Consider the following 25,883-nt stretch of genomic DNA (forward strand, 5'->3'; position numbering starts at 1 on the left):
ATACGTGTCGTTGACAACAAAAAGAGTTTTAAAATGTTTACAGGAATTGTAGAAGCCGTAGGTACATTGAGTGCAATCACTCCCCGCGGAGAAGACATCACCGTAACGGTTAATGTTGGTAAGCTTGATATGGCTGACGTTAAGTTAGGCGACAGTATCGCTACCAATGGTGTGTGTTTGACAGTTGTTGAGTATAACGACCACAGCTACAGTGCAGACCTTTCGCTTGAGACCCTGAAAAAAACGGGTTTTGTCGATTACCAAGCGGGCGATAAAGTTAACCTTGAGAAAGCGATGCTACCGACGACTCGTTTCGGTGGTCATATCGTATCGGGTCACGTGGATGGCGTGGGTGAGATTGTTGAACGTAATCAAGTCGGTCGTGCGATTGAATTCTGGGTGGAAATGCCAGCAGAAATCTCAAAATACGTGGCTCAAAAAGGTTCAGTAACAGTTGATGGCATCAGCCTGACTGTGAACGATTTACGTAAGAACGCATTCAAGCTGACTATCGTCCCTCACACTTCTTCAGAAACCACCATCGACCAATTCAATGTCGGTCGTAAAGTGAATCTAGAAGTTGATGTATTAGCGCGTTACATGGAGCGTTTACTGCAAGGTCAGCAACAAGAGTCTGAGCCTGAATCTCGATTAACGATGGAATTCTTACAGCAGAATGGTTTTGCCTAACCGTTGATACAAAGTACGTTAAGCGAGACTTTGTAAAGCGAAGCAATATCATCAGGTTTAAATAGTGTCGGTTCTAGGAAGCAGAACCATTTCAAAGGATATAGAACAATGCCAATTAGTACTCCTCAAGAAATTATTGAAGACATTCGCCTAGGAAAAATGGTTATCCTGATGGATGATGAAGATCGCGAGAATGAAGGCGATCTGATCATGGCAGCAGAACATGTCACGCCAGAAGCGATTAACTTCATGGCGATGTATGGCCGCGGCTTAATCTGTCTGACGCTGACCAAAGAGCGTTCAAGCCGTATGGGTCTAGCGCCTATGGTTCAAGACAACAATGCACAGTACACCACCAACTTTACGGTTTCGATTGAAGCGGCAGAGGGTGTAACGACGGGTATCTCTGCATCAGACCGTGCAGTGACGGTTCAAGCGGCAGTGGCGAAAGATGCGAAAGCGGCTGATCTTGTTCAACCTGGTCATATTTTCCCACTGACAGCGCAAGATGGCGGTGTTCTGACTCGCGCAGGACACACAGAAGCAGGTTGTGATTTAGCTCGTCTAGCAGGCTGTGAGCCAGCATCGGTTATCGTTGAGATCCTAAACGACGACGGTACTATGGCTCGTCGCCCTGACCTTGAAGTGTTTGCTGAAAAACACGACATCAAGCTAGGCACCATTGCAGACTTGATTGAATACCGCAACAACACAGAAACAACGATTGAGCGTGTAGCACAATGCCATTTGCCAACTGAATTTGGTGATTTCGAGCTTGTGACTTACCGCGATACAATTGATAACCAGATCCACTACGCGATGCAAAAAGGCGACCTATCTGAAGGTGCTCCTTTGGTACGTGTTCACCTGCATGACACGTTCACCGATCTGCTTCATTCAGACCGTGGTACTGAACGCAGCTGGTCGCTAGATAAAGCGATGAAGCGTATTGGCGACGAAGGCGGTGTGTTGGTTATTCTTGGCAACGAAGAGTCGTCTGATTCTTTGATTCACAAAGTGAAGACATTCGAAGCGCAAGACAAGAACGAGCAGCCAACTATGGCGAAGAAGCAGGGTACCTCGCGTCGTGTTGGTGTCGGTTCTCAGATTCTTCAAGATCTAGGTGTGCACGATATGCGTCTGCTTTCTTCAAGCACTAAGCGTTACCACGCATTGGGTGGTTTTGGCCTTAACGTTGTTGAGTACGTTTGCGAATAAACCATGCGTTAGCAAGCAGACGTTTCTCCGTTTGTAGCAACATAATTTACCGATGATTTCAGTGGCTCTTTTGGTGATAAATCTTGCCAAAAGAGCAAAGTAGCCAAGTCCGACTCAAAACGTGTTCAACACACAAACTTGGTTACTCGCTGTTCCTATATGCTTGGGATCAGCGCTGCATTATCATCTTTACATTGCCGGTGTCTGTTCTTCTAAATTACCATTAGATATTGCTCACAGTTTTGTGCTAGAATCCGGCGATTCTCACTTGATGAAAATAGTTAAAGGAAGGCTTATGAAAGTGATCGAGGGTGGCTTCCCAGCGCCAAATGCAAAAATTGCTATCGTTATTGCTCGTTTCAACAGTTTTATTAACGAAAGTTTACTTTCTGGTGCAATCGATACTTTAAAGCGTCATGGACAAGTAAGCGAAGACAACATCACTGTTGTTCGTTGCCCTGGTGCAGTAGAACTTCCACTTGTAGCGCAGCGCGTTGCAAAAACAGGTAAGTTCGATGCGATTGTATCTCTTGGTACAGTAATTCGTGGCGGTACACCTCACTTTGACTATGTTTGTAGTGAATGTAATAAAGGTTTGGCACAAGTGTCTCTGGAATATTCTCTTCCAGTAGCGTTTGGTGTTCTTACTGTTGATACGATCGATCAAGCTATTGAACGCGCAGGAACCAAGGCTGGTAATAAGGGTGCAGAAGCAGCACTTAGCGCACTTGAGATGATCAACGTTCTTTCTGAAATCGATTCCTAATGGGGGCCAGTGTGAAACCAGCCGCACGTCGTAACGCACGTCAATTTGCTCTACAAGCAATTTATTCTTGGCAAATTACTAAAGAAAATATTGCTACCGTTGAAGAACAGTTCTTATCTGGTGGTAAGTATGATGAAGAAGAGCATCATGCTGCAGAGCCTGCTCTTGCTATGCCAGAAACAGACGTTGCATACTTCCGCGACCTACTAACTGGTGTTGCTCTTAGCCACATGGAACTTGATAGCAAGCTTCGTCCATTCGTATCTCGCCCTATGCAAGATCTGGATCTGATGGAACTAGCGCTTCTACGTTTAGCTATGTACGAGATGACTCGTCGCGAAGATGTACCATACAAAGTGGTTATCAACGAAGCTATCGAGCTTGCAAAAGTATTTGCAGCAGAAGACAGCCATAAGTTTGTTAACGGTGTGCTTGATAAAGCTGCACCGCACGTTCGTAAGAAATAAGACGTTCGTATATTGAATCTAAAGGTCAGCTTTTATGCTGGCCTTTTTTGTAACTAAATTTCTGTAATATCCATAATTACGGCGATTTTTATGAGACTAAAGATAGGGCATGTGATGTCTGGCGAATTTAACCTGATTGAAAAATATTTTGTAAATCGACAACCACAACGTAAAGACGTTCTTCTGGCTGCTGGCGATGATTGTGCTTTGGTCAAAGCGCCGGGCAATGTTGAGATAGCGATCAGCACGGACACCTTAGTTGCGGGTACTCACTTCTTAGCGGAAGCGAACCCAGCTTGGGTGGCACACAAGGCGTTGGCTTCCAATATCAGTGACCTTGCTGCAATGGGCGCGACGCCTGCTTGGGTCTCTTTTGCTTTAACCATGCCTGAAGTGGATGAAGCATGGCTTGCTCCCTTCTGTGACTCCTTTTTTAAACTCGCAGACTACTTTGGTATTCAGTTAATTGGTGGTGACACCACCAAAGGCCCACTAAGCCTGACATTGACTGTACAGGGCTTTGTTCCTGAAGGACGAGCACTGCGTAGAGATGGCGCTAAAGTGGGGGACTGGATTTACGTAACGGGTAGCCTAGGTGACAGTAAAGCTGGCCTCGAAGTGTTACTTAACCCCGAACAGAACAAAGCTAAGCCTTATGCACTTGAGCTTGAAGAGAGACACTACATCAGCTCTCCACGAGTGCTCGCGGGCCAGGCGCTCGTTAATCTTGCTTCGTCTGCTATTGATATCTCTGACGGCGTGATTGCTGACCTAAAGCATATCCTGAAGCGTTCAGAGGTTGGTGCAAGCATTGATGTGAGTTGCCTTCCTATCTCTCCAGAGCTACGCCAGTTTGCTTCTGATGTCGCTTCGGCTCAACAGTATGCGCTCACCAGTGGTGAAGAGTACGAACTGTGCTTTACTGTGCCGGAAGAGAATAAAGGGTCATTGGAAAGTGCTTTGTCACACACTGGCACAAAAGTCACCTGCATTGGCCAGATAAGACCTGTAGAATATTTTGAATTACACAATAATGGTGAACCACTGAGTTGGAACTTAACTGGTTACGATCACTTTAAGGTTAATTGATGACAAACCCACTTTCTCTTATTTCTCTTAAAAACCCTTGGCATTTCTTAGCAACAGGTTTTGGTAGTGGCTTATCGCCTATTATTCCCGGCACCATGGGTACGCTCGCGTCTATTCCATTGTACTTATTGTTGGTTCAGCTACCGTTCCCTGCTTACGTTGCAGTGGTGGTTGTAAGCTGCATTATTGGTATTAAGATCTGCCAAGTAACGTCTGATGATATGGGCGTGCATGATCACGGTTCTATCGTTTGGGATGAGTTTGCGGGCTTTTGGATCACCATGAGCTTAGTGCCTATGCTGAATATCCCTGCCGATGACTGGAAATGGCTTCTGACTGGTTTTGTGCTTTTCCGCTTCTTTGACATGGTAAAACCTTGGCCGATTGGTTGGCTAGATGCGCGAATTCACGGCGGCTTGGGTATCATGATTGACGATATTGTAGCGGGTATTATGGCGGCTATTTCGTTGTATGCCGTGGCACATTTCGCAGGTTGGTTAGTGTGAGTTAACTGAAGGGCTAAGGTTTAGTTGGCGATACACCAAACTAATTAGCAGATACTAAAAAGGTTGACCCTAGGGCCAACCTTTTTAGTTTGCGGAGCTTACGAGCTTACGTATTAAAGCTACTTGGCAAGATAGTCAGTGATAGACTTCTCAATCCCTTTCGCATCTAAGCCAAGCTCTTCATGCAGCTCACCTTGAGTACCTTGAGCAATAAACTTGTCTGGTAGGCCAAGGTTCAATACTGGCATCAGTAGTTTTTCTTGCATCAAGAATTCAATCACACCCGCACCCGCACCACCTGCAATCGCGTTTTCTTCGATAGTCACTAGTACATCGTGGTCAGCAGCAAGTTGTTTGATCAGAGCTTCGTCGAGGGGCTTAACAAAGCGCATATCTGCCACTGTAGCATCGATAGCATCAGCCGTTTGAAGTGCACTCTCAAGGAAAGTACCGAAGCTTAGGATAGCGACCTTCGAGCCATCTTTTGCTTTTTCGCTTTCGCGAACGATACGACCTTTACCAATCTCAAGAGCGGTAAACTCACTTTGAATCTCAGTACCCATGCCATTACCGCGAGGGTAACGAACGGCACTTGGACCCGTGTGCTGGTGACCGGTGTAAAGCATTTGGCGACATTCGTTCTCGTCGCTTGGTGCCATGATCACCATGTTTGGAATACAACGCATAAAGCTTAAGTCGAACGCACCTTGGTGTGTTTGACCATCAGCACCGACAAGACCTGCACGGTCAATAGCGAACATGACCGGTAAGTCCATGATAGCCACATCGTGGATCAGTTGATCGTAGCCACGTTGTAGGAACGTCGAGTAGATAGCGACAATCGGCTTATCACCCGCAATCGCCATACCCGTTGCTAGGGTCACAGCATGCTGCTCAGCAATTGCTACGTCGAAGTATTGTTCTGGGTACTCTTTCGAGAAACGCACCATGCCAGAACCTTCACGCATTGCAGGCGTGATCGCCATTAGCTTAGGATCTTGCGCCGCCATATCACACAGGAAGTCACCAAAAATCTTAGAGAAAGTTGGTTTAGAGCTGGTGCTCTTAGGCAGACTTGAATGTGCAGGATCGAATTTAGGTACGCCATGGTAGCCAATTGGATCTTTCTCAGCTGGCTCGTAGCCTTTACCTTTCTTCGTCATGATATGCAGGAACTGAGGACCTTTTAGATCTCTCATGTTCTTCAGCGTTTTAATCAGCTCATTGACATCGTGACCATCAATTGGACCAATGTAGTTAAAGCCTAACTCTTCAAACATGGTGCCAGGGACAACCATGCCTTTTAAATGTTCTTCTGTACGACGAACGAGCTCTTTAATTGGCGGAACGCCTGATAGCACTTTCTTGCCACCCTCACGAATTGACGTGTAAAGACTGCCAGAAAGAACTTGAGCGAGGTGGTTGTTTAGAGCACCGACGTTTTCAGAGATCGACATCTCGTTATCGTTAAGGATAACCAGCATGTCATTGTGAATATCGCCCGCGTGGTTCATGGCTTCGAAGGCCATACCTGCGGTAATCGCGCCATCACCAATCACACTCACGACTTTACGGTTCTTACCTTCTTTCTTCGCACTGATCGCCATACCAAGTCCGGCGCTGATCGATGTTGAAGAGTGACCAACAGATAGAGTGTCGTATTCGCTCTCTTGACGCCATGGGAATGGGTGCAGTCCATCTTTTTGACGGATAGTCGACAAGCGGTCGCGACGACCTGTAAGAATTTTGTGCGGGTATGCTTGGTGACCAACATCCCAAACCAACTGGTCAAAAGGCGTGTTGTACACGTAATGCAGAGCAACTGTCAGCTCTACTGTACCTAAGCCTGACGCTAAGTGACCACTTGACTGGCTCACCGAGTTAAGAAGATAGGTACGTAATTCATCACAAAGCTGTGTAAGCGTCTCTTTTGGAAGTAGACGCAAATCCTCTGGCTTATCAGCCAAAGCAAGAGTTGGGTACTTTGATATATCAAGAGTCATAGGTAATGCGCGCTTATTGTCTTAGTTCTTGCGCTCGATGACGTATCGGGCGAACTCTTCGAGTGACTGGGTATTGTATGGGATTGCAGCCAAAGCTTGAAGCGCTTCCTGTAGCAGAGTTTGCGCTTTTTCTTGAGCGCCCTCTAAACCTAACAAAGAAGGGTAGGTGCTTTTGTTCAATTCTTGGTCAGAGCCCTGTGGTTTACCCAAAGTTTCGGTATCGCTAATGATATCTAAAATATCATCCTGAACTTGGAAGGCTAACCCGATTGCATCGGCGTACTTATCTAATTGAGGCATCACTTCAAACGCTTTTTCGCCAGCAGCCAGAGCACCTAAACGAATCGCACTCTTCATTAGAGCGCCAGTCTTGTTACGGTGAACTTCTTCTAACTCTTCTAGCGTGACAGAGCGGTTTTCAGCTTCAATATCAAGAGCTTGTCCAATGCACATACCTTGTGCACCAGACGCTTCAGCTAGGCGTTGAATCATTCGAACGCGATTGCTTTCCCCGTCAGCACTTAATGTGCCTTCCGCAAGTATAGTAAACGCGAGAGTTTGTAGGGCATCGCCAGTTAAAATTGCCGTTGCTTCATCGTATTTGATGTGACAAGTCTGATGGCCACGACGAAGTTCATCGTCATCCATTGCTGGAAGGTCGTCGTGAATCAGAGAATAGGCATGAATACATTCGATTGCAGAAGCTGGAGTGTCGAGTTCTTCAGCGGTACAGCCGAGCATTTCCCCTGTAATGTAGACAAGAAATGGACGTGCGCGTTTGCCGCCTAAAAGTAACCCATAACGCATCGCGTTGATAAGGTTCTGATTTTGGTGTGGCAGGCGATCAAGCCAAAGGTTCAGTTGCTCGTTATTACGTGCTTGATAAGACAATAAAGTCTCGATCATAGGGGATCTCATACAATTCGTTATTCTGGTTGTGGGTTAAAGTCACTAAGTTCTGCATTTTCATCATTTTGCAGTAAGATGCTAACACGCTGTTCAGCATCGTTTAGTTTACTTTGACCAGCACGAGCGAGGGAGATGCCTCGTTCGAACTTTTTCAGCGCATCATCTAAAGCTAGATCACCATTTTCTAGTTGATCAACCAAGCCATCAAGCTCTTCGATAGCCGCTTCAAAGCTCATATTTTCAGGTTTCTTAGTAGCCATAATAAATCTGCGTTTGGAAAGATGAACGAACGTTACCCTAGGCTGCTGAGATGGTCAAATGTAACCAAGAGATTTTGCTAGAAAGTTCGTTTTTAAGGGGCTTGAACTCACTTTGGTTGAATAACCTTAGCTTTATCGAGTTTATGCGCTAAGGATAAGAGCAAAGTAAGCCAATAATTGTGATTCAAAAACGAAAAGTGTGATATTTAGGCCAAGAATTTACTAAAAGATCTTATAGTCTGGCCGATAAAAAGATTATCGTCGACGTAGAGCTACAAAAAAGCATGAGGAGTGCTCAGTGGATTTAGCAACCCTAATAGGTTTGATTGGTGGATTTGCCTTTGTAATCATGGCAATGATCCTAGGTGGAAGCCTCGGGATGTTCTATGACACGACATCCATTTTGATCGTGGTGGGTGGTTCAACGTTTGTTGTTCTAATGAAGTTCACCATGGGACAATTCTTTGGAGCAACCAAAATCGCTGGCAAAGCATTTATGTTTAAGGCCGATGAACCTGAAGATCTTATCGCTAAAGTGGTAGAGATGGCGGATGCAGCACGTAAAGGTGGCTTCTTGGCACTTGAAGAGATGGAAATCAGCAACAGTTTCATGCAAAAGGGCATCGACCTATTGGTAGATGGCCATGATGGTGATGTGGTGCGTGCTGCACTGCAAAAAGACATCGCATTAACCACAGAGCGTCATGAGCAGGGCGCGAAGGTGTTCTCTGCATTTGGTGATGTAGCACCCGCGATGGGTATGATTGGTACCTTGGTTGGCTTGGTTGCCATGCTTTCTAACATGGATGATCCAAAAGCGATCGGCCCTGCGATGGCGGTAGCACTTTTAACGACCCTGTACGGTGCAATTCTTTCAAACATGGTGTTCTTCCCAATTGCGGACAAGCTTGCGCTGCGTCGTGACCAAGAGACACTCAACCGTCGTTTGGTTATGGATGGTGTATTAGCGATTCAAGATGGTCAGAACCCACGAGTTATCGATGGTTACCTCAAGAGCTACCTCAATGAAGGTAAGCGCACGATTGATGGTGAACCCGCGTAAGAGGAGTTGAAGATGGATGAAGAAAATCCATGTAAATGTCCTCCTCCGGGATTGCCTCAATGGATGGGGACATTTGCTGACTTGATGTCACTGCTGATGTGTTTCTTCGTACTGCTGCTCTCATTCTCTGAGATGGATGTACTGAAGTTTAAGCAGATCGCTGGCTCGATGAAGTTCGCATTTGGTGTGCAGAACCGCCTAGAAGTCAAAGACATCCCGAAAGGGACCAGCATCATTGCACAAGAGTTTCGCCCTGGTCGCCCAGAGCCAACGCCAATTGATGTGATCATGCAGCAAACGATAGATATCACTCAGCAGACGCTGGAATTTCATGAAGGTGAATCTGAGCGCGCTGGCGGTACCATGCGTGACCAAGGCAAGATGACCGGAGGCAAGTCGCCAGAGGTATCGACTCACGACAATCAAAACTCTGAGTCAGACCAACAGCAACAGCAAGCCGAAGCTCAATCTCAAGAGATGGAAACCTTGATGGAAAGCATCAAGAAGGCGTTGGAACGAGAGATCGACCAAGGCGCGATTGAGGTGGAAAATCTAGGCCAACAGATTGTGATTCGAATTCGTGAGAAGGGTGCATTCCCATCGGGTTCTGCTTTCCTACAGCCTAAGTTCCGACCTTTGGTGAGACAGGTTGCTGAGTTGGTGAAAGATGTTCCGGGTATCGTTCGAATCTCAGGGCACACCGATAATCAACGTCTTGATTCCGAGCTTTATCGCTCTAATTGGGACTTGTCATCACAGCGAGCAGTGTCTGTTGCTCAAGAGATGGAAAAGGTGCGTGGTTTCTCTCATCAACGCTTGAGAGTACGCGGCATGGCGGATACCGAGCCAGTCGAGCCGAACGATACTGAATGGCAACGTAGCCTCAACCGCCGCGTTGAAATCAGCATCATGCAGGGCGAGCCGCTTTACAGTGACGAAGTGCCTGTTATTAATGAATAGCCGATACGTGTACACACGGTAGCATGCAGATAGCATCGAAAGCCCAACCTTATAATGAGGTTGGGCTTTTTGTTTGCTGGTCTTCAATGGTTCTCTCTGCGGCATTTATGTCGTTTCGAAACCTGCTACTGTTAATAACAAGCGGTTTAATGATGGTGTTACAGCAAGCACTCTTTTCCTTGCTTCACTTTCTCATGTATAATTCGCGCCCTTAGATTTAGATATGATCTATTCTTGCTTCAAGTGCTGTGTAAATTCTCTAATTTACTTGGCGATGAGCGTTTTCAAAATTTTGAACATTAATGTTGTGAAAGTACTATGAAATTTATTGTTAAGCCCCATCCGGAAATTTTTGTAAAAAGTGAATCGGTGCGTAAGCGCTTCACAAGGATTCTAGAGTGCAACATTCGTAACGTTATTCAACGTCGCTGTGAAAGTGTTGCGGTATTCAACCGTCGCGATCATATTGAAGTGACGTCTGAGAGTGACCAGTACTACGCAGAAGTGTTAGAGGCTCTGACTCACACTCCAGGTATTCACCACTCTCTTGAAGTTCAACAGTCTGAATTCAAAGACTTGCACGATATTTACGAGCAAGTACTAGAACGCAGCCGTGCTGACATTGAAGGCAAGACTTTCTCTGTACGTGCTAAGCGTCGTGGTAAGCATGACTTTACCTCTATTGAACTTGAGCGCTACGTAGGCGGCGGTCTAAACCAAGCAGTTGAGTCAGCGAAAGTTCGACTTAAGAACCCTGATGTAACCGTTAAGGTTGAAGTGGCTAACGACAAGCTAAACCAAGTTCTAGCTCGTCACAAAGGCCTCGGTGGCTTCCCTCTTGGTACTCAAGAAGATCTACTGAGCTTGATCTCTGGCGGCTTTGATTCTGGTGTTTCAAGCTACCTGCACATCAAACGCGGCTCTAAGGTTCACTACTGTTTCTTCAACCTTGGTGGCCCAGCGCACGAGATTGGTGTTAAACAAGTGGCTCACTACCTATGGAATAAATACGGCTCATCTGCAAAGGTGAAGTTCATTTCTGTAGACTTTGAACCTGTGGTTGCTGAAATCCTTGAGAACGTTGAAGATGGCCAAATGGGCGTTGTTCTTAAGCGTATGTTCATGCGTGCTGGTGGTATGGTTGCAGACAAGTTCAAGATCGAAGCGTTGGTTACTGGTGAAGCACTAGGTCAGGTATCAAGCCAAACGCTAACTAACCTGCGTCACATCGACAACGTGACAGATACTTTGATTCTTCGTCCGCTTATCAACTGGGATAAAGAAGACATCATCGACCTTTCTCGTATCATCGGTACTGAAGACTTCGCTAAGGTAATGCCTGAGTACTGTGGTGTTATTTCTAAGAAGCCAACAGTGAAAGCGAAGAAAGGCAAACTGGAAGCAGAAGAAGCTAAGTTTAACTTTGAAGTGCTGGATCAAGTGATCGAGAACGCTCGTGTTATGGATATCCGTGACATCGAGAAAGAGAGCCAAGAGCAAGCGCCTGAAGTTGAACAAGTTCAAGCTGTTGCTGAGCACGCTATCGTTCTTGATATCCGTAGCCCAGAAGAAGAAGACGAAAGCCCATTAGAGATCGAGGGTGTTGAAATTAAACACATCCCATTCTTCAAGCTTTCGACTCAGTTTGGCGACCTAGACCAAGCGAAAGAGTACTTGCTGTACTGTGACCGTGGTGTAATGAGCCGTCTACAGGCACTTTACCTACAAGAGCAGGGCTTCCATAACGTTAAGGTTTACCGCCCATAGTGGTGTGTTGACCAAGCGTTAATCATTTTGCAAAGCCGTTTACTGAAAAGTAAGCGGCTTTTTTATTTTCTATTGTGAATGATTTACAGTAGTCAGACAGAGGCGTGAGTTTGGGCGTGCTATCGTCATGCTCAGCTTTGAAATTTTTGATTGATAGAAAGAGTGTGTTCTAAACGGGTTTATAAGTACCGAAGAAGTGTGAGTATCTTGAAGTATTCTGTTACTTTTTAGTGCAACTCAATGGTGCTATTTGTATGTGTTCAGTTGATTATTTGAGTGGGTGTCTGATTCTGTGATTGGCGATGAAAAATAATAAAGATTAATTAGCACAGCTATTGATAAACTTGTTGTTACATTTCTTTGCACATAAAAAAACACCGCCCATAAGGCGGTGTAAACAAATTTGACAGACAGGTCAAAATAAATACAGGAAGTACATGCCTCGTTTCAGTATAAACTGCAACAAAACATTTGGTAGAACTCTACCCAACTCGAAAAGAACGAGTTTGCAAACACAACATCGCAGGAGCTAAGCCAATTGATTCTAGAGAGAATCAAGCCGTTCAGGCTAGCTGCTGCGGGATGAAATATAGAATTTCTCTGGCTGCTAGGCAATGGACAAATTATAATGTTTCAGATAAAAAAAACTAATGCTTATTTAGAGAGTAACTATGTCTCGTCGATTACCCCCATTAAACTCGCTAAGAGTGTTTGAAGCTGCAGCTCGACACTTGAGTTTTACGCGTGCTGCAGAAGAGTTGTTTGTTACTCAAGCGGCAGTCAGTCATCAGATCAAAGCGCTTGAAGAATTCTTATCTTTGAAGCTGTTTCGCCGAAGAAACCGCTCTTTGCTGCTAACTGAAGAAGGTCAAAGCTACTTCTTAGATATCAAAGATATTTTCACATCACTAGCAGAAGCGACAGACAAAGTGCTGGAGCGAAGTGAGAAGGGCGCATTGACCATCAGTTTACCGCCGAGTTTTGCTATTCAATGGTTGGTACCAAGGCTCGCTGACTTTAATCAGCAAGAGCCTGATATTGATGTAAGAATCAAAGCCGTTGATATGGATGAAGGCTCGCTAACCGATGATGTAGACGTCGCTATCTATTATGGCCGAGGTAATTGGTCGGGGCTTAGAGCCGATAAGCTTTACCAAGAATACTTGATCCCTCTTTGCTCACCTTCCGTGCTGCTAGGAGTAAAACCATTAGAATCTCTCAGTGATTTAGCATGTCATACGCTATTGCATGATACTTCTCGAAAGGATTGGAAACAGTTCGCTAAGCAAAATGGCATCGATGGGGTAAACGTTAATCACGGCCCTATCTTCAGTCACTCAACCATGGTGCTGCAGGCAGCGGCTCACGGCCAGGGCATTGCTCTGGGTAACAACGTGTTGGCGCAGCCTGAAATCGAAGCGGGTCGTTTGATTGCGCCTTTTGATGAAGTGTTGGTGAGTAAGAACGCCTTCTATGTGGTTTGTCATGAGAAACAAGCCGACATGGGTCGTATTGCTACCTTCCGCGACTGGATGCTAGCGAAAGCGCAAAGTGAACAAGAGGACTTACTCGATGAATAACGTCATCATTGATGGTGAAGACAATCCCATCACCTTTATCTTTGCCCATGGTGCTGGCGCAGGCATGGAGCATGAGTTCATGCAGTCGGTAGCCAAAGGGTTAGCCTTTAAAGGGATACGAGTGATTCGTTTCAACTTCCCTTACATGATTAAACGTGCTGAAGATGGTAAGCGTCGTCCACCTGACAGAGCGCCTAAGCTACTTGAAGCCTATCAAGAGATTATTGAGCAGGTTGATGCCGATAAGCTTGTGATTGGTGGTAAGTCGATGGGAGGGCGTATGGCGAGCCATTTGTCTGAACTTGATAATGTGGCCGCAATGGCGTGTTTAGGCTTTCCTTTCCACCCACCAGGTAAACCCGAGAAATACAAAGGTGAGCATCTGGCTGAGTTAGCAAAGCCATGCCTCATTTTACAAGGTGAGCGCGATACCTTTGGTAAGCGTGAAGAGTTTGCTGATTTTGATCTGTCTGATTCTATTCGTGTTGAATTTATTCCCGATGGCGACCACAGCTTTAAACCTCGTAAGAGTTCTGGTTACACCGAGCAGCAGAATATTGCGTTAACCGTTGAGAAGTTATCAGCGTTTATCAAAGAGGTACTCAATGAGAAGTAAGTATTTACTCACGTTTGCTGGTATCTCTGGTGCGGTTGCTGTGATGCTTGGCGCCTTTGCAGCTCACGGTTTGAAAGCTATCTTGTCTGAATATCTGCTAGGCGTGTTTGAGACGGGTGTTCAGTACCAATTTATCCATACTCTAGCGATATTGGCGTGTGGCGCTCTGCTGCAGATGAAACTTGGCGCTAAATCACAAAAATATTTTTTCATTGCGGCAATTTGCTTTATCATCGGCATCCTTTGTTTTAGTGGCAGCCTTTATGGCTTGGCACTGACAGGAATAAAATGGTTTGGCCCTATCACTCCGTTTGGTGGTCTACTATTTATCATTGGTTGGGGAGTCTTCTCCTTCGCTGCTTTGAATATAAAAGAGGTAACTCAGTGAAACACGTACTACTTTATTGTCGCTCTGGTTTTGAAAAAGAATGTGCTGGCGAAATTCAAGACAAGGCAACACAACTGGAAGTGTTTGGTTTTCCTCGCCTAAAGAACAATACAGGTTTTGTATTGTTTGAATGTTACCAAGCAGGTGAAGCGGACAAGTTGATCAAAGAGATCGATTTCCAATCACTGATCTTTGCTCGTCAAATGTTGGCAGTGGCTGTTGAAATTAAAGACCTGCCAACCGATGACCGTATTTCTCCAATTCTTGAGGCGCTTTCTGAGAAAGAAGGTTTCCCTCGTTGTGGTGATATCCGTATTGAAACGCCAGATACTAACGAAGCAAAAGAGCTTTTGAAGTTCTGCCGTAAATTTACCGTGCCGATGCGTCAAGCGATGCGTGGTAAAGGCCTGATGACAGCGAAAGATAACGCTAAGAAGCCTGTGCTTCATTTATGCTTCATCGCTCCGGGCCACTGTTTTGTTGGTTACTCTTACCCAACGAACAACTCCCAGTTCTTTATGGGTATCCCTCGTCTGAAGTTCCCATCAGATGCTCCAAGCCGTTCTACATTGAAGCTAGAAGAAGCATTCCACGTATTCATCCCTCGTGATGAGTGGGACGAGCGTTTGGCTCCAGGTATGTGGGGTGTTGATTTAGGTGCATGTCCAGGTGGTTGGACTTACCAATTGGTTAAGCGCTCGATGTTCGTTCACTGTGTTGATAACGGCATGATGGCAGACAGCCTAATGGAAACAGGTCAAATTAAGCACCACATGGTGGATGGTTTTAAGTTTGAACCAGACCGTAAGAACGTAACTTGGATTATCTGTGACATGGTTGAGAAGCCAGCTCGTGTTGCTCACCTTATGGGTGAGTGGATCATCAAAGGCTGGGCGAAAGAAGCACTGTTCAACCTTAAACTGCCTATGAAAGGCCGTTACGATGAAGTACTGCAAGATATCGAGAACCTAAAAGTGTTCCTGATTGAGAACAAAGTGAAGTTCAAGATGCAGGCTAAGCACCTTTACCACGATCGCGAAGAGATCACGGTCCACATTCAGGCGCTTTCAAACATCTCACCGCACTAATATTTACGTTAGTGTGTCAGTGATAAAAAATGCTCCTTTAAGGGGCATTTTTTGTATCAATATTATCGAGTCACAGCGACTTAAGAGCTTGCTTCGTAACGAATATCTTGCAGGTTGAACCCTAAATCAATATCGGTTTTGAGTGCCGATACTTGCTTACATACACGAGCGGATTCGATGTGTTCGTCGAACTTCTTACGATATTTTTTCGGCAGATCTTCTGCTTGATAGGCCGCTTCGATATCTGGGTAAGTGGTCAATATCTCTTTGGCTGCTTTTGGCCCGATACCTGGGATGCCCGGTACTTGGCTTGAGCTTACGCCCGTTAATCCCCAGTAATCCGCCAGTTGTTCAGGTTTAACGCCAAACTCAGCTTCGATAAAGGGTTTATCTAACCAGCGGTGCTGGAAGTAATCTCGGATCTGAAGCGTTGGTGACAACAGTTGGCAGTAGCCCTTATCCGTCGAGACGATGGTGACGGTTTCTCCGTGGTCAGCCACTTTCTTTGCCAGTGTTGCGACGAGATCATCCGCTTCATCGCCATCAGACAGCAGTGAATCAATGCCTAACTCCCACCAAGCTTGTTGAATAGCATCAAGGCCTTTCATCAATGGTTCTGGCATGGGTTTACGATTCTGCTTATAAGCAGGAAGCACATCTGCGCGCCAGCCACGGTCTTGTAAATGGTGATCAAATACCGCGATGATGTGGGTGGGCTTTGATTCATCCAGAATCTTATTGAGAGTGCGAATTGTGGTGGTAATGGTTCTTGCTATATCGGTTGGATCCGGCTGAACAGAGTGCACGCGTCGGATGAGGTTTAAGGCATCGATAATAACAAGATGGATAGACATAAGTTTCCACTAAATAGGCAATAAAAAAGGGGCTGCTAGCCCCTTATAGTAACGTATCACTTGGTGAGTTGAAACGTTGGTAACGTAAACGCCTTAATCACGTGAGGCGATTTTATAGCAAGGCACGTAGTCGGTCCCTCCCGGTAACTTCATTCGATGTTGCTCAACAAAGTCATTCAGCAGTTGGTCCATCTTGGTCATTAGCTCTTTGTCGCCATCAATTAGGAATGGGCCGTGCTTCTCGATCTCCAGAATACCCTCTGCTTTGACGTTACCAGCCACAATGCCTGAGAACGCTTTACGTAAATTAGCTGCTAGGCTTTCTGTTTTTTGGTCCATATGAAGATCAAGCGCCGCCATAGATTCGTGTGTTGGGTCGAATGGCAGTTGGAACTCAGGCTCAATATGCAGTGACCAGTTGTAGCTGTAGGCATCACCGGTCTCTTTACGGTGAGAACGCACATCTGGCATCGCTTGTTTCATGATTTTCGCAGCGCGTGCTGGGTCATCAATCACGATCTCGTAATGTTTCTGAGCATCAGGCCCTAGAGTTTCCCCAATGAACTTATCGATTGAGCGGAAGTAAGCCTCACTCTCTTTCGAGCCCGTTAACACAATCGGCATTGGCTGTTCGGCGTTATTCGGGTGCATCATGATCCCTAAGATGTACAGCAGCTCTTCGGCCGTGCCGGGGCCGCCTGGGAAAATGATGATGCCATGTGCCATACGAACAAACGCCTCAAGACGCTTCTCAATATCTGGCATGATCACCAGTTCGTTGACGATTGGGTTTGGTGGCTCAGCCGCAATGATCGAAGGCTCGGTAAGCCCAAGATAACGATGATCGGTGTAACGCTGCTTCGCGTGACCAATGGCAGCCCCTTTCATTGGGCCTTCCATCGCACCCGGTCCACAACCGGTACAGATATTCAGTTCACGCAGGCCGAGTTCATTACCCACTTCACGAGTGTATTGGTACTCGCTGGCATTAATAGAGTGACCACCCCAACATACAATCAGGTTAGGCTCGATGCCCGGCGTCAGCGCACCTGCATTTCTCAAGATACCAAACACAAGGTTGGTAATGTGAGTGGCATTAGTCAGGTTGAGTCGTTGGTTATCGGCTAAATGCATGTTGACGTAAACAATGTCACGCAGCACTGAAAATAGGTGCTCTTGAATACCCTTGATGATTTCACCATCGACAAAGGCATGCTCTGGTGGGTTGCTTAGTTCGAGCTTAATACCACGCTCACGGCGAACGACTTCGACATCGAACGACAGATATTTGTCGAGCAACTCTTTGGAGTTGTCGGTATGGCTACCCGAGTTCAGGACCGCTAACGTACAGTTGCGATACAGTTGGTACAGATCACTAGACGCGGTTTTCTTAAGACGCTCAACCTCAAGTTGAGAGAGTAAATCCATGCTACCGGCAGGGCTGATATGAGTGATCATAGTGCCTCCTTGTTGAAAAGAGCAGGGGACGTTGAAGTGACCCTCTGGCTCGAGAGTGAGAAGCAAACGTTGAAAGTGTTTGGTTAAAGGTAGGAGAGAGTTAACCAGACGAAACGGATACGACAGCGTTGCTTGCCATGAATGCTTGTTAAGCGAATGTTAATCATTAGCTTAGCAAACATTGAGGGAAATGGTATGTGATAAGTATTTGAAAAAATGAAATAAATTAAATCTAGGGCTGGCCTAGTGCCAAACAAGTTGGTTGGTACCGCGTTGTTTTGCTTTATTTAGAGTCTTATTGAGTCGCTCTAGCACTTCTTCAGGTGTATCTGACTCTTTAAACTGAGTACTTGCCGCGCATAAAGTGATCGTGATTTGCTGGTCACGGAATTTAAAGGGCAGGCGGCTTACTTGAGTTTGAATGTTCTGAATCACCTGATGGCAATATTCATCGGTTTGCTCTGGCAGCAATAACACAAACTCTTCACCTGAAAAACGTGCCACAGTATCGGTGGTGCCTGCTTCTTTGGTAATAGTTCTTGCGATGATCTTGAGTGCTTTGTCGCCCGCGGTGTAACCAAAGCTATCGTTAATTGCTTTGAAGTTGTCGATGTCGAGCAGTACTACGCGTAGCGAGTGTTGCGCGCGGATCCAGCGGCGATACTCAAGCTCTAAGCGATCAGTAAAGGCAGTGCGATTGTAAACCTTGGTTAGAGGATCAAGCAGCATACGCTGAGCCTGATCTTCCAAGCGCTTACGGTAATCTTGCGTCACTTCATAGAGTGAATCTAACTGAGTCTTTCCGTAACTCATTCTCTCTATCAGAGCTTGTTCTTTTTGCTCTGCGTGGTTCAGCCTTTCCGAAAGAGAGGCGATTTCACTGAGTAGCGGATTAATCGACAGCTTTAAACTATCAATATCTTTCGCTTTATCTACCGAGCTTTGGCTTCTAGTGACTAGTTCATTTAACTCAGAGTTTAGACCTTGTCGGTGCTCAAAGTAGCTCTGGCTCTGGTCGGCATTTTGGTCTGCCGTTTTGATGCTGGACGCTAAAGAAGAATTAAGCTGATCGATGAATTGTTCAGACTTCTTACGTTCTAGGTTGGTGCCTTCAATAACCAGTTTGAGGATCTGAAGTGTTAGCTCAAGTAGGTTTTGTGTGGAAACACCAAGCAGCAGCTTCGCTCGAATATCGGTAAGCAGATCACCCGATTCACCCTCGAAGTCGAGTTCAGTGATCAGATGTTGTAGTTCGTTTGATAGGTCGGAAAGGAGCTCTTGTTCCGGAGAGTGCGCAGCGTCAGCAAAATGGGTGCGTGAGTTATTCGCCATAATCTTTATGGCACGCTCATAAATACCGAGAAGTTTCATGGCGTGGTCGACTTTCTGACTGCCATTGCATTCGGAGAAGCTAAGTAAGTTTCGTAGGTCGCGTTTGAGCTGTGCTGGAAGGCCAGTTATGCGCTGCAGCGTTTCCCCACTGTGCTTAATGCTATCGTCCAGATACCCGTTCTGTTTATCCATAGCCAACGTTTTCTGCTTAAGCATCCTTTCTAATACTGCCAGTTTTGGGATCATTGAGCTAATGTCTTTTTGCTTTTCTAGCTCTTCCCTAAGGGCAATGAGGTTTTCATCTAAATGGCTGTTACTACCAACACATGCATCACTTAAAGACGTGACGATACGCTTTAGAACTTTCTGTTCTCTAATAAACTTGAACGAGGTGTCTCTTTGCGTCAAACGGACCTGCTCCAACTGAGATTTCAGCTGGTGGAGTTGCGCCTGAATGTCTTTTTCAAGAATGCCCATAGATGTATTTATTAGCGCCGCGTAGACCGATCTCGATCATTTTGATGAAATTCCGTTACATCGATAATAACAAAACTAAAAATAAGGTCACGACTTGCTGCTCTTAACCGCTCGCAAATCAGTCATCTTTTAGCATTTTTTTGATGTTGTCCTCATTCTGGTACGAGGATTGTATTTTTATTAACCCTTGATTAATCGCATGTTTACACGCTTCTCTTATGTTACCAGTTGCAAGGCTCGCTGCTGGTGCATTATCGATAGCTTTTAGATAGACCCATTGGCTACTGCGCTCTTTGAGACTGATCTCACGGGCGAGATTGGTCGACATCAACAATACGTCGAGCAGCTCTTGATCGTTAATTGCGGTGTAAGCGCGTGGCAAGAATGGGTAGTCAGCGATGCCCATACGGACCGTTCGGTTGATGTTTCGCTCTGTTTCGAAGTCATTCACCCAAGACTGAATCTTTCTGAACATGTCCTCAGGCGACAAATCACGGTCCGCGTTTGGCTCGATATAAAGCAGGTTCGCATCCGAGAAGTGGTAGACACGAGCTGGGCCTTCAAGCTTAGATTTTAGGAATTCACCGAAAGCGTCTTCCAGTTCTAGACCGGCTTTGTAACCGTTCTGCGTGTACATATTGCGTAAGAACGGTAAATCAATCATCACGAAGCGTAAGCGGTCGTTGAGTGGCTCATGAATCAATTCGCCAAGTTGCCACTGTTCGAAGGTCTGGCTGGTTTGTTCCAGCGAGTTAGAGAGCTTCGCATTGAGCATTCTTAAGTTCGGAAGCTTTGAACGTGAGTGCGTAAATAGGTCGGTGCGCAGTGAGTCCACTTCTTTGGCTAAGGTTTGAATGAGATAGCCACGGCGCAGAACAAAGAAGAACAAGACAATGCTGAACAGGAATAGGGCGAACGATATTTTTTGGAACTTACGATGCTCCAGTTTGTATTGCTCTAGCTCTTGCGCTTGGCCTGCGTAGTGCAGGGTTTGTTCGGCAAATTCTTTCTGTTGACGGAACGCGTCTTCGCCAACACGGTTAAGTTTTTGCTGCTCTAGAGAGACAAGGCTGTTGTACTGCTTAAGGTTCGCCAACGCTTGTTGTGGGCGACCTGCCTGCTCATAACCTAAAGAGAGTAAGTAGTACGATTGTTGTGAAAGATGCATGTTCTCTATCTGACGTGAGATCTCAAGCGCACGTGTCGCATGCTTGATCACATCTTCGCTTTCTTGCAGGTGATACGCTAACCCTGCCGATAGCAGCGCTGCACGACCTTCCAGTTTTGGAATGTCGGTGTATTCCAGCAGCTCAAGGGCACGGGTTAGGTACTGTTCTGCTAAAGGGTAGTTATAAAGACGTAGGTAAGTTGCCGATAGACTTAGTCGGATATCAATGACTTGGTGGATATCTCGGTCAGTGCTTTCGTGATCAAGAACGTTGAAGAAGTGCACTAAGGCAAGGTTATATTTCCCTTGATAGAAGTACACATCACCCATTTTCTTAAGCACTTGCGCTAAGACAGGCGAATTTTCAAAGTTATCATAGAAATCAGCGGCCTGAGATAGGTGTTCTAGCGCTTTATCTAGCACTTGGCGCTCAAAGAAAAGCTGCGCAAGCAGGCGGTTGACCTTGGCCAAACGTGAACTTAGGTTGCCCTCTACTGATTTCCAGTAGCCATACAACAACTCAGATAATGCGTGATTGTACTCTTTATGGGTCAGATAAAATTCGCCGACTGAGATGTGGTAGTCGATGGTGACTTTTTCAGAGTAACGCTGATCGAGATAGGTTTTGGCTTCTTGATAGAACTTTTCGGCTTCATCGATCTTGTTGTCGTAAGAGGCGATGTCGGCTTTCAACATGATCAAGCGATAGGTAATGCCTTCCGTTAAGCGCAAGGTTTTATTCACCGAATCTAGATTTTCTTCAATGCTCGTGAGCGCTGATTTTGCTTTGGCTGACTTTCTATCACTCAGCCAAAGTAAGCGAACTTTTAAGATCTGAAGATCTATTTTTAGGTAATCAAGCTTATAGGTTTGCGCTAGCTCAGAGGCTTTGTCGATGTGCTGAATCGCAATACGCATATTGCCAAGGTTGTATTCCGCTTTGGCTAAGATCTTATACGCATCGATACTGCTGTTTGGTGTTCGAATCGAGGAGTCTGTCTCTTCGCGAGAAATAGCTGAAGGGCTTTTCTCGCGCTGATCAGAAAGGACACGCAGCGTTAGGTAGCTGTTGGCCATTTGTTTTGCTTGGCTCGGCTCGATCTCAACCAAGTTATTGGCTTCATTGAGTAGCGCCGACGAATAAACCGACGCATTGACCGATGTGCTTAAGCTTAAAATAAATAGACTAACAACGTATAACCAACGCATTTCAATGTCCCTTTAAAGATTTGGTAGGTTCAAATAAGTGTGGGTGGTTCTCGCCGGATTATTGGCGAGCCATACGCTTATTGTGGCTTGGTCTATCTTGCTCTGTTGAGCGGTATGGGTTGATATCCAGACCACCACGACGCGTGTAACGTGCGAATACGGTTAGCTTCGATGGGCCACAGTATTTCATGATATCAGTGAAGATACGTTCAACACATTGTTCGTGGAATTCATTGTGCTCACGGAAAGAAACTAAATAACGTAGCAGAGCTTCACGGTCAATTTGCTTACCAGAATATGCGATCTCAACGCTGCCCCAATCCGGTTGATTGGTGATCAAACAGTTCGACTTCAATAGGTGGCTATGCAGTGTCTCTTCAACGTCTTGTTCGCCAGCAGCGCCTTCAAGCAGTGACGCTTCAAAGTCGTAGCTAGTGATTTGGATGTCTTGGTTGTCGATACAGTCACCTTCCATCGTCACGATAGGTTGGTTGGTGTAGTCGGTTACTGAGTTTACATTCACAATCACCGTTTCGCCTGCACATGCCGACAAATCTTGGGTTAGGCGCTCGGTGACTTGATCCCAGTTTTCAAATTGAGTCTGGTTGTAGCTGTTCAGGTACAGCTTGAAAGATTTTGATTCAATTAAATTTGGACTGGTTGCTGGGATGAAAACTTCACCGACCGCCACTTGTGGTAGGCCATTGGTGTTTAGCCACGAAAGCTCGTACATCGTCCAAATATCATGACCAACAAAAGGCAGCTCGCCGTTTAGCGCAAGATCATCGCGATTAAGGCTACGAGGTACTGGTTGCAATAAACTTGCATCGTATTGGTTAGAGTACTCAGTTTTTTGGCCAAGGGTTAAACCCGTTAGCTCTTTTGCGTCAGAATATTTGCTCATACTTTCGTTTCAAATTCGATTAGAATGGGGGCGATTTTACTGAATCCCCCTTACCCTGTCATTAAGTCATCGCTTAATCGGCGTGGAAAGGGCTTGGATTCTATTTATTATTTTGTGTTTAGGAGATTTTCATGACTCAACGTGCTCAAGACGCACTACTTTCTTTTAGTCAGCGATACGTTGACACGTGGCAGCAGCAACACCAAAGCTTACCTCGTAATGAGGAGTTGGTGGACATCGTATCGCCATGCGTAGAAGAAAAGAGTGGCGACGCCGTGTTGTGGAAGCACTATCCACGTGAGCAATTCGCGGATTTCACCAACGTTGAAACCGGGATTGAGTTGACTTTGCATGAAGACATCAAGACTTTCTACGGCGCACAATTCAGCGCAGATATGAATGCAACTTTTGATGGTAACGAGCTGACTCTATTACAGATTTGGAGTGATGAAGACTTCGAATGCCTACAAGAAAACATTTTGGGTCACTTGGTAACTCAGCGTCGCTTGAAGCTAAAACCAACGGTTTTCATTGCCGCGACCGATGCAGAGCTGGATGTTATCTCTATCTGTAACCTAACGGGTAACGTGATTTTGGAGCGTTTAGGTACCAAAAATCGTGATGTACTCGCCGAGACATTGGCAGAATTTTTAGAAAAGCTACAACCAGCGGTATAAATAGATGTACGTACTAGAACTTCAATTTGAGTGTTTTGATAACACAACGGTAAGCGCTGTCGACAAGGCTGTTAATGGCTTAATGGATGCACTTCGTTATAACGGACAAGTGTTAGGTCGTGAGTTCCCAATCGTGATGGGCGATGGTGAATTCTATGTTCGCGTTGTGTGCCCGGAGCAAGATAGCTTGCACCCGCGTAATCACTCAGACTTTGTGAAAGTGTGTTTTGATCGCTTGTCTAACGCGAGTCTACTAGCGCCTAAAATGCGTTTGCTAGGTCGAGACCTGAACTCAGAAGAAGTGGCTGAAGATGAAACGCCAAGCTGGCAGGTGTTATACACGACATTCGTGCATACCTGTTCGCCGCTGCGTAGTGGCGATAGCTTGCTACCAATCCCTTTGTATCGTAATCCACCTACATTCAATGGCGACCATAAAGCCGTATTGAAATGGCAGACCGAATGGCAAGCCTGTGATGAAGTACAAATGGGTGGTGGTTGTCGCGCGGAACATGCAACGCTAACCGAGATCAGTGACACGAAGAGTGTGCTGTTTAAACGCGGTTGGGGTCTAAGAGGGCGCATTGAATATCTGACTAAGGTTCCAACCTACTATTACTTATACCGTGTCGGTGGAATCAGCCTGAAAGATGAAAAAGAGCGAAAATGCCCGCAATGTGGTGGTGAATGGCTGCTAGATGCGCCTATCCACGATATTTTCTATTTCAAATGTGATGACTGCCGATTGGTGTCAAACATCTCTTGGGATCACCTGAAGTAGTCTTCTTGTGGTTATTTAAGCGTCATGCTTTAGATATCGGAGTGCTATTTAGTGCTCCGATATTTTTTTTATATTAAATGTTTAGCACCTTGTATCATCCCCGATGCAGTGACTTCGTTACCTGTCTTAGCTCGATCTTTGTTACTCTCTTATCGTTACCCACTTCTCCTTTCAATACGCACAGAACGTGATATTCAGCTCTTTCTGTAGCACTAATGTATTCATTGAGATAATCCAACTCCCATCAACTTTTAGTTACCTCAATAGTTAGCCTGATCACAATAATCAATCAGTTCTCTTTCAATTTATATTCTGCTCAATATAAATGGGATCGATCCCATGGGAATATTCCCATTGTGAATAATAACCTGATTCTAGATCTGAAAGGAATGGACGATGAAACTGTTACCTATTGCTGCTGCACTCTCTACTGCTTTACTTGCCCCTAATTTATACGCTGATGAAACCACGCCATTGGAGTTCAATGGCTACATGCGCGGCGGCGTTGGCTTGAGTAATGAAGGCGGCTCAAACAGCAAGTGGGAGGTGAGTAAAGTTGGCCGACTCGGCAACGAAAATGACCTGTATGGTGAGTTTGGCTTTAAGAAAGAGGTGTATGCTGAGGACGACGTTTCATTTTTAGTTGATTCCATGTTGTCGTACTGGCAAGGCCAAGATGAGAATGCCGCGGATAAAAGCGTGGATGTGGTGCAATTGAATGTTCAAGCGGTAGGGCTTTTTGAAGATAAGGACATTGGGATTTGGGCGGGTGAGCGCTACTACCAACGTCATGATGTGCACATCGTTGATAACTACTACTGGGATGTAAGTGGTATTGGTGCCGGCGTTGAACACATCAATATGGGCCCTGGTAAATTATCGGTGGCTTTGATTCAAGACACGGTGACTGGCGATGTGTTTGATGGCAAAGAAACCACAGCCATGATTGCTGATGTGCGTTATGCAGGCATTCCATTGTGGAACAATGCGGATCTTGAGGTCGGTATTGATATGAACTTCGCCAATGAAAAACAAGGTCAAACGGTAGATGCGGATGACAGCGTAATGCTAACGGCGAGCCTGAATCAAAACCTATCAGGCGGCTTCAATAAAACTATTCTACAGGTTGCTAACTCTGGTTATGCCGAGCAGATGACGACTTTTGGAACGGGTAAAGGCATTGTTCGTGATGCAAACAACAACGACGCCGAGGGTTTCCGTTTGATTAACTGGGGCGTGCTTGCGATTGGTGAGAACATTGAGTTTGGCCATACTGTGCGTTATGCCGCGTCAACCGGTGTGGGTGCTAATAACAGTGATGATGACTCTTTCAGTGCAGTTATTCGTCCGCTTTATAAGTGGGACAAGCGCATGCGTACCATTCTTGAAATTGGTGGTTTTGTAGAAACGATTGATAACCAAGATGGGGCAGGTGGTAAATTCACCATCGCTCAGGCTTGGGTTCCACAAGTGGGTTTCTGGTCTCGTCCTGAATTCCGTATCTTCGCCACTTACCTGAATGATGCTGAAAACGACAATGCCTTCGGTGAAGGTAAAAACAGTGAAATGAGCGTTGGCATGCAAGTGGAAGCTTGGTGGTAAGTCGAACTTTCTGGTAAATCCTAACCAACAAAAAGGGGCTGACGTTATGTC

General features: G+C 45.7%; 24 protein-coding genes. 16 read left to right on the forward strand and 8 right to left on the reverse strand.

Annotated elements, in window-relative coordinates:
- Window positions 1–33 precede the first annotated feature (33 nt).
- The 6 genes from AB4517_RS06675 to pgpA all read left to right on the forward strand — a co-directional run bounded on the left by AB4517_RS06675 (window position 34) and on the right by pgpA (window position 4,736).
- Window positions 34–690 (forward strand): riboflavin synthase, encoded by a 657-nt coding sequence (locus AB4517_RS06675; RefSeq protein WP_010436361.1) that lies wholly within the window; start codon window positions 34–36, stop codon window positions 688–690.
- Between the two features lie 108 nt (window positions 691–798).
- Window positions 799–1,908, forward strand: coding sequence for a bifunctional 3,4-dihydroxy-2-butanone-4-phosphate synthase/GTP cyclohydrolase II (gene ribBA, locus AB4517_RS06680; protein ID WP_048615539.1), 1,110 nt, complete (start codon window positions 799–801; stop codon window positions 1,906–1,908).
- Between the two features lie 295 nt (window positions 1,909–2,203).
- Window positions 2,204–2,674: a 6,7-dimethyl-8-ribityllumazine synthase gene (gene ribE / locus AB4517_RS06685; RefSeq protein WP_004741508.1), complete on the forward strand. Its 471-nt coding sequence runs from the start codon at window positions 2,204–2,206 to the stop codon at window positions 2,672–2,674.
- Window positions 2,674–3,141: a transcription antitermination factor NusB gene (gene nusB, locus AB4517_RS06690; protein WP_004734399.1), complete on the forward strand. Its 468-nt coding sequence runs from the start codon at window positions 2,674–2,676 to the stop codon at window positions 3,139–3,141. Before ribE ends, nusB begins: the two co-directional genes overlap by 1 nt.
- Window positions 3,142–3,255: 114 nt before the next feature.
- A complete protein-coding gene (thiL, locus tag AB4517_RS06695) occupies window positions 3,256–4,230 on the forward strand; it encodes a thiamine-phosphate kinase (protein WP_372148104.1) in 975 nt (324 codons plus the stop codon).
- On the forward strand, window positions 4,230–4,736 hold the full coding sequence (gene pgpA, locus AB4517_RS06700) for a phosphatidylglycerophosphatase A (RefSeq protein WP_017060782.1): 507 nt from the start codon (window positions 4,230–4,232) through the stop codon (window positions 4,734–4,736). The genes thiL and pgpA overlap by 1 nt, the downstream gene beginning before the upstream one ends.
- Before the next feature lie 119 nt (window positions 4,737–4,855).
- On the opposite strand, the gene dxs is transcribed toward pgpA, so the two are convergent.
- The 3 genes from dxs to xseB are packed head-to-tail and all read right to left on the reverse strand — an operon-like array spanning window position 4,856 to window position 7,908.
- On the reverse strand, window positions 4,856–6,739 hold the full coding sequence (dxs, locus tag AB4517_RS06705; protein WP_017070488.1) for a 1-deoxy-D-xylulose-5-phosphate synthase: 1,884 nt from the start codon (window positions 6,737–6,739) through the stop codon (window positions 4,856–4,858).
- Between the two features lie 21 nt (window positions 6,740–6,760).
- Window positions 6,761–7,645 (reverse strand): (2E,6E)-farnesyl diphosphate synthase, encoded by an 885-nt coding sequence (gene ispA, locus AB4517_RS06710; RefSeq protein WP_372148098.1) that lies wholly within the window; start codon window positions 7,643–7,645, stop codon window positions 6,761–6,763.
- A gap of 20 nt (window positions 7,646–7,665) precedes the next feature.
- Window positions 7,666–7,908, reverse strand: coding sequence for an exodeoxyribonuclease VII small subunit (gene xseB, locus AB4517_RS06715; protein ID WP_004734405.1), 243 nt, complete (start codon window positions 7,906–7,908; stop codon window positions 7,666–7,668).
- A gap of 298 nt (window positions 7,909–8,206) precedes the next feature.
- Between xseB and pomA the strand changes: the two genes are divergently transcribed.
- The 7 genes from pomA (at window position 8,207) to rlmM (ending at window position 15,370) form a co-directional block, all read left to right on the forward strand.
- Entirely contained in the window at window positions 8,207–8,971 is a 765-nt protein-coding gene (gene pomA, locus AB4517_RS06720) for a flagellar motor protein PomA (RefSeq protein ID WP_004734406.1), read from the forward strand.
- A 12-nt stretch (window positions 8,972–8,983) separates the two neighbouring features.
- Window positions 8,984–9,931, forward strand: coding sequence for a flagellar motor protein MotB (locus AB4517_RS06725; RefSeq protein ID WP_017060777.1), 948 nt, complete (start codon window positions 8,984–8,986; stop codon window positions 9,929–9,931).
- Window positions 9,932–10,249: 318 nt separating this feature from the next.
- The gene (thiI, locus tag AB4517_RS06730; RefSeq protein ID WP_029235325.1) at window positions 10,250–11,698 is read left to right on the forward strand and encodes a tRNA uracil 4-sulfurtransferase ThiI; all 1,449 of its coding nucleotides are present in this window, start codon (window positions 10,250–10,252) and stop codon (window positions 11,696–11,698) included.
- A 671-nt stretch (window positions 11,699–12,369) separates the two neighbouring features.
- A complete protein-coding gene (locus AB4517_RS06735) occupies window positions 12,370–13,278 on the forward strand; it encodes a transcriptional regulator GcvA (protein WP_012604639.1) in 909 nt (302 codons plus the stop codon).
- Complete coding sequence (locus tag AB4517_RS06740; protein ID WP_372148099.1) at window positions 13,271–13,894, forward strand: alpha/beta fold hydrolase; 624 nt, start codon at window positions 13,271–13,273, stop codon at window positions 13,892–13,894. Before AB4517_RS06735 ends, AB4517_RS06740 begins: the two co-directional genes overlap by 8 nt.
- Window positions 13,884–14,282 (forward strand): DUF423 domain-containing protein, encoded by a 399-nt coding sequence (locus AB4517_RS06745; protein WP_102319950.1) that lies wholly within the window; start codon window positions 13,884–13,886, stop codon window positions 14,280–14,282. Before AB4517_RS06740 ends, AB4517_RS06745 begins: the two co-directional genes overlap by 11 nt.
- A complete protein-coding gene (gene rlmM / locus AB4517_RS06750; RefSeq protein ID WP_017070491.1) occupies window positions 14,279–15,370 on the forward strand; it encodes a 23S rRNA (cytidine(2498)-2'-O)-methyltransferase RlmM in 1,092 nt (363 codons plus the stop codon). The genes AB4517_RS06745 and rlmM overlap by 4 nt, the downstream gene beginning before the upstream one ends.
- Before the next feature lie 80 nt (window positions 15,371–15,450).
- On the opposite strand, the gene xni is transcribed toward rlmM, so the two are convergent.
- From xni to queF, 5 genes are all read right to left on the reverse strand, one after another.
- The gene (gene xni / locus AB4517_RS06755; protein WP_372148100.1) at window positions 15,451–16,224 is read right to left on the reverse strand and encodes a flap endonuclease Xni; all 774 of its coding nucleotides are present in this window, start codon (window positions 16,222–16,224) and stop codon (window positions 15,451–15,453) included.
- A gap of 93 nt (window positions 16,225–16,317) precedes the next feature.
- The gene (ppnN, locus tag AB4517_RS06760) at window positions 16,318–17,682 is read right to left on the reverse strand and encodes a nucleotide 5'-monophosphate nucleosidase PpnN (RefSeq protein ID WP_017060771.1); all 1,365 of its coding nucleotides are present in this window, start codon (window positions 17,680–17,682) and stop codon (window positions 16,318–16,320) included.
- A 243-nt stretch (window positions 17,683–17,925) separates the two neighbouring features.
- Window positions 17,926–19,491, reverse strand: a complete 1,566-nt coding sequence (locus tag AB4517_RS06765) for a GGDEF domain-containing protein (protein ID WP_017069497.1) — start codon at window positions 19,489–19,491, stop codon at window positions 17,926–17,928.
- Window positions 19,492–19,609: 118 nt separating this feature from the next.
- Window positions 19,610–21,868: a tetratricopeptide repeat protein gene (locus AB4517_RS06770; protein ID WP_372148101.1), complete on the reverse strand. Its 2,259-nt coding sequence runs from the start codon at window positions 21,866–21,868 to the stop codon at window positions 19,610–19,612.
- Between the two features lie 58 nt (window positions 21,869–21,926).
- Window positions 21,927–22,772, reverse strand: coding sequence for an NADPH-dependent 7-cyano-7-deazaguanine reductase QueF (gene queF / locus AB4517_RS06775; protein ID WP_372148102.1), 846 nt, complete (start codon window positions 22,770–22,772; stop codon window positions 21,927–21,929).
- 131 nt (window positions 22,773–22,903) lie between these two features.
- Here queF and syd point away from each other — a divergent pair, with 131 nt between their 5' ends.
- The 3 genes from syd (at window position 22,904) to AB4517_RS06790 (ending at window position 25,832) form a co-directional block, all read left to right on the forward strand.
- Entirely contained in the window at window positions 22,904–23,449 is a 546-nt protein-coding gene (gene syd, locus AB4517_RS06780) for a SecY-interacting protein (protein WP_372148103.1), read from the forward strand.
- A gap of 4 nt (window positions 23,450–23,453) precedes the next feature.
- Window positions 23,454–24,230: a Zn-ribbon-containing protein gene (locus AB4517_RS06785; protein WP_017060766.1), complete on the forward strand. Its 777-nt coding sequence runs from the start codon at window positions 23,454–23,456 to the stop codon at window positions 24,228–24,230.
- 396 nt (window positions 24,231–24,626) lie between these two features.
- On the forward strand, window positions 24,627–25,832 hold the full coding sequence (locus tag AB4517_RS06790; protein ID WP_372128730.1) for a carbohydrate porin: 1,206 nt from the start codon (window positions 24,627–24,629) through the stop codon (window positions 25,830–25,832).
- The last annotated feature ends 51 nt before the right edge of the window (window positions 25,833–25,883 follow it).

Origin of the sequence: Vibrio sp. 10N.222.52.C3, from assembly GCF_041474195.1 — a bacterium.
Lineage (GTDB): Bacteria > Pseudomonadota > Gammaproteobacteria > Enterobacterales > Vibrionaceae > Vibrio > Vibrio crassostreae_C.

Bases quoted from the DNA above. Each gene is read 5' to 3' on its own strand.
- AB4517_RS06675 (WP_010436361.1), top strand. From the start codon at position 34: ATGTTTACAGGAATTGTAGAAGCCGTAGGTACATTGAGTGCAATCACT.
- ribBA (WP_048615539.1), top strand. From the start codon at position 799: ATGCCAATTAGTACTCCTCAAGAAATTATTGAAGACATTCGCCTAGGA.
- ribE (WP_004741508.1), top strand. From the start codon at position 2,204: ATGAAAGTGATCGAGGGTGGCTTCCCAGCGCCAAATGCAAAAATTGCT.
- nusB (WP_004734399.1), top strand. From the start codon at position 2,674: ATGGGGGCCAGTGTGAAACCAGCCGCACGTCGTAACGCACGTCAATTT.
- thiL (WP_372148104.1), top strand. From the start codon at position 3,256: ATGTCTGGCGAATTTAACCTGATTGAAAAATATTTTGTAAATCGACAA.
- pgpA (WP_017060782.1), top strand. From the start codon at position 4,230: ATGACAAACCCACTTTCTCTTATTTCTCTTAAAAACCCTTGGCATTTC.
- dxs (WP_017070488.1), bottom strand. From the start codon at position 6,739: ATGACTCTTGATATATCAAAGTACCCAACTCTTGCTTTGGCTGATAAG.
- ispA (WP_372148098.1), bottom strand. From the start codon at position 7,645: ATGATCGAGACTTTATTGTCTTATCAAGCACGTAATAACGAGCAACTG.
- xseB (WP_004734405.1), bottom strand. From the start codon at position 7,908: ATGGCTACTAAGAAACCTGAAAATATGAGCTTTGAAGCGGCTATCGAA.
- AB4517_RS06725 (WP_017060777.1), top strand. From the start codon at position 8,984: ATGGATGAAGAAAATCCATGTAAATGTCCTCCTCCGGGATTGCCTCAA.
- thiI (WP_029235325.1), top strand. From the start codon at position 10,250: ATGAAATTTATTGTTAAGCCCCATCCGGAAATTTTTGTAAAAAGTGAA.
- AB4517_RS06735 (WP_012604639.1), top strand. From the start codon at position 12,370: ATGTCTCGTCGATTACCCCCATTAAACTCGCTAAGAGTGTTTGAAGCT.
- AB4517_RS06740 (WP_372148099.1), top strand. From the start codon at position 13,271: ATGAATAACGTCATCATTGATGGTGAAGACAATCCCATCACCTTTATC.
- AB4517_RS06745 (WP_102319950.1), top strand. From the start codon at position 13,884: ATGAGAAGTAAGTATTTACTCACGTTTGCTGGTATCTCTGGTGCGGTT.
- xni (WP_372148100.1), bottom strand. From the start codon at position 16,224: ATGTCTATCCATCTTGTTATTATCGATGCCTTAAACCTCATCCGACGC.
- ppnN (WP_017060771.1), bottom strand. From the start codon at position 17,682: ATGATCACTCATATCAGCCCTGCCGGTAGCATGGATTTACTCTCTCAA.
- AB4517_RS06765 (WP_017069497.1), bottom strand. From the start codon at position 19,491: ATGGGCATTCTTGAAAAAGACATTCAGGCGCAACTCCACCAGCTGAAA.
- AB4517_RS06770 (WP_372148101.1), bottom strand. From the start codon at position 21,868: ATGCGTTGGTTATACGTTGTTAGTCTATTTATTTTAAGCTTAAGCACA.
- queF (WP_372148102.1), bottom strand. From the start codon at position 22,772: ATGAGCAAATATTCTGACGCAAAAGAGCTAACGGGTTTAACCCTTGGC.
- syd (WP_372148103.1), top strand. From the start codon at position 22,904: ATGACTCAACGTGCTCAAGACGCACTACTTTCTTTTAGTCAGCGATAC.
- AB4517_RS06785 (WP_017060766.1), top strand. From the start codon at position 23,454: ATGTACGTACTAGAACTTCAATTTGAGTGTTTTGATAACACAACGGTA.
- AB4517_RS06790 (WP_372128730.1), top strand. From the start codon at position 24,627: ATGAAACTGTTACCTATTGCTGCTGCACTCTCTACTGCTTTACTTGCC.